General features: G+C 33.8%; 5 protein-coding genes and 1 pseudogene. All 6 read right to left on the bottom strand.

The genetic code is table 11. From position 1 onward, the window contains the following. Positions 1 to 363, bottom strand: a pseudogene (locus tag VK998_RS08165) (hypothetical protein); the annotation flags it as partial. Continuing rightward, the gene (locus VK998_RS08160; RefSeq protein WP_325227490.1) at positions 338 to 1,045 is read right to left on the bottom strand and encodes a hypothetical protein; all 708 of its coding nucleotides are present in this window, start codon (positions 1,043 to 1,045) and stop codon (positions 338 to 340) included. The gene VK998_RS08160 and the pseudogene VK998_RS08165, both read right to left, overlap by 26 nt. Continuing rightward, entirely contained in the window at positions 1,046 to 1,291 is a 246-nt protein-coding gene (locus tag VK998_RS08155; protein WP_325227488.1) for a hypothetical protein, read from the bottom strand. 16 nt (positions 1,292 to 1,307) lie between these two features. Further along, a complete protein-coding gene (locus tag VK998_RS08150; protein ID WP_325227486.1) occupies positions 1,308 to 1,571 on the bottom strand; it encodes a DUF5405 family protein in 264 nt (87 codons plus the stop codon). 10 nt (positions 1,572 to 1,581) lie between these two features. Further along, positions 1,582 to 1,758 (bottom strand): hypothetical protein, encoded by a 177-nt coding sequence (locus tag VK998_RS08145; RefSeq protein WP_325227484.1) that lies wholly within the window; start codon positions 1,756 to 1,758, stop codon positions 1,582 to 1,584. Further along, positions 1,758 to 2,130, bottom strand: a 373-nt coding sequence (locus VK998_RS08140) for a YopX family protein (RefSeq protein WP_325227482.1), incomplete at its 5' end; no start/stop codon positions are given. The genes VK998_RS08140 and VK998_RS08145, both read right to left, overlap by 1 nt.

Genomic DNA, 2,130 nt, shown 5'->3' with positions numbered 1-2,130 from the left:
AAATTCTATTTGCCATTCGTCGTTATCTCCTTTGTAACTGTTATCTATGGTTCCTACGCTATTGGTTTGTATTAACCCCCAATGCTTAAATGTAGAACTTCTAGGTCTTATCTCTGCCTCATATCCTTCTGGCAATTCCATTGCTACTCCTAATCCAAATTTGATTATGTCGCCTTTTTCATATTTCACAACACTTTCTAACATTGGTAAACTTGCTAACTTCTCTTTGTCTTTCCCTGTCAATATGCATCTATTGCTTCCCCATTCTTTTATGCTATCTATTCTTAAATCTATTAAATCCCCTTTGTTTATCTTTTCTAGTTTTGGATAATCTTTGCTAAAGTATTTTATTTTTATTTTCATTAAATCCCCCTCTATCATTTTTTACTTCCACCCTTTCAAACTCAATTACCCATACAAACGGATTAGATTCCCAACTGTATTTGTCTAAGTCTTGTTTTTTCATTGTACTGTCCCACAAGATAACAAATCTTGATTGATACATAGATAATCCATTTTTCGCTCCATGGCAATCTCTTGCTGTTGACTTAGGAAATGGTGTACCAGAACTTAAATCTACACCTTCATTCTTAGCTTGCTCTGATGTTATATCCTGTAACCTTTCAACTCTAATATCTGTGACTTTTAAAAATATTCTCGCTGCTTTTTTAGGCATATGGATTGATGGCTTCCATTTTCCATTGCTATATCCAACTGATATATCATCTCCATCTGCTCTATACAGATATTCTAAAAGTCCATCCCCGTTTTCATCTACATTCCCTTTGTAGCCTGTCTGCCACGTTTCCCTGACATAGAGAATATCTCCTGGCTGATATCTGCATAAATCCTTAGCATCATGATAATCTCCATCTTTGTCGGGTATTTTAAGATAACTGCTATCATTTTTATCTGTATCAGCTAATCCCAAATCTAGCTTTATAGCTCTCCTAGTACAGGACTTTCTACCTTCTAGGATTGCTTTTACCATTTCGGTAGAAAATAATATTGGCTTGGATACCTTTAATAATTCTTCTCTAGTCATCTATCCCACCCTCCTAGAATTCACGTAACAACTTTCTACTACTTCATTCTTCCTCCATATCAATCCACATTTTGTGCATAGTCTTGAGTGTCTTTTGTTGTACTTGCAAGGGACAGTTTGTCCCCCACAAATACATGTTTTTTCTATCTTCATAGCTTTTCTCGTGTATTCTTCTGCCTTTTCTTCGTTCCCCGCTAAATGTTGTATTATACTTCTATAGAGTAGTTCTACAACCTTTTCAGTCATCTTTATCCCTCCTTGATTAATTCCCTTTTAGTAATTGTTCGATTTTATTATCAAGGTTCTTGATTAGTTTCATTAATTCATCAATCGTGGTTACGTTGCTATTTTTTATCTGTAGCTCTTTATAGCCTTGTAGTGCGTTGTAAATCTTACTATAGTATCCAACGTTAACCCAGTATTCTTCGCCTTCCTTTTTGCCTTCTCTTACAGTCTTTTTTCCCTGTAAAATGTATTGCATTGAATCGCTAACAATTTGATGTTTGTTGTCTACTGAAATCTTCACTTTGCCCCTCCTAATCTAAATTTTCCACATATTGCCTGTATTTTCTAATGGTTTCTTTCAGTTCTTCTTTTTCTTTTTTTAGCTTTTTGTTTTCGTTTCTTAAAATTTGATTTTCATAGTTCAGCATCTTGTTTATTTCTTCATATTCCATTAATGCAGCTAAACATACTTCGTATTGACTATTCATTATTCCACCTCCAATAATTTTGGATTTTCATGTATATTGCCGATTATTTCAAATAATTCAGGGCTAAGTAGAAGTGCCTTATAATTCATTGTTTTGATTTCTTCATCTATATATCCATTGCTCACTTTCCCAACTATATATGTCATTCCTTTTTCTATTACTATCTTTCCGATTATTTGATGTAATAGGTCTTTTTGCATTTGTTCAGTAAGTGAATGATGTTTTAACACATCTCCTTCATAAATCTTTGTGCCATTCTTGTCTTTTAATCCTGTATATTGCCCTATTGTTTCAGGTGCAATAGTGGTCATTGGTCTTGTTAATAAATTTGTTTCAATAATGACTTTGCTATATTCTATAGGCAGCCCATGC

It is taken from the genome of Schnuerera sp. (genome assembly GCF_035459645.1).
Lineage (GTDB): Bacteria > Bacillota > Clostridia > Tissierellales > Tepidimicrobiaceae > Schnuerera.
This window is presented reverse-complemented; position numbering and strand designations above follow the sequence as displayed.